This window comes from Vibrio sp. 1402 (assembly GCF_033340275.1).
Genome location: NZ_JAWOWE010000438.1, coordinates 1 through 603 on the forward strand (window position 1 = coordinate 1; position 603 = coordinate 603).

Here is a 603-nt window from a genome sequence, read left to right on the forward strand (position 1 = left end):
CCACTGTCTTACTTAGCGGAAGCTCGTGAATTCGTTAATAAACACAATCTGAAACTGCATCTCGACGGTGCTCGTGTGTTTAACGCAGCCGTTGCGCTCGATGTTCCCGTCAAGGAGATTGGTCAGTACTTTGATTCCATGACGATTTGTTTATCGAAAGGTCTTGCGGCACCCGTTGGCTCACTGCTGCTTGGCAGCAAGGAATACATCGCGAAAGCTCGCCGTTTAAGAAAGATGGTCGGTGGCGGAATGCGTCAGGCAGGCATTCTAGCGGCAGCAGGTAAACTGGCGATCACGGAACAAGTCGCGCAGTTAAAGCAAGATCACATCAATGCAAAAGCATTGGCGGAAGGTTTAGCTGAACTACCGGGTTTCTCGGTAAATCCTGACTTCGTTCAAACCAACATTGTGTTTGCTAAGTTGGATGCTAAAGTCGATATCCAAGGCATCGCGGAACAACTCAAGCAACAAAACATCATCATCAGCCCAGGAAACCCAATTCGCTTTGTCACACACAAAGACATCTCTGCTGAAGATATTCAAACCTTCCTATCGAGCCTTAAATCTCTGCTTTAGATTGATTTTGATCATTGAGCTTCCCCT

General features: G+C 46.9%; 1 protein-coding gene. It reads left to right on the forward strand.

All coding sequences use genetic code 11. The features are described from left to right. On the forward strand, positions 1 to 576 hold a 576-nt coding region (locus R7044_RS26535; protein ID WP_263857065.1), incomplete at its 5' end, for a GntG family PLP-dependent aldolase. Positions 577 to 603: the final 27 nt, after the last annotated feature.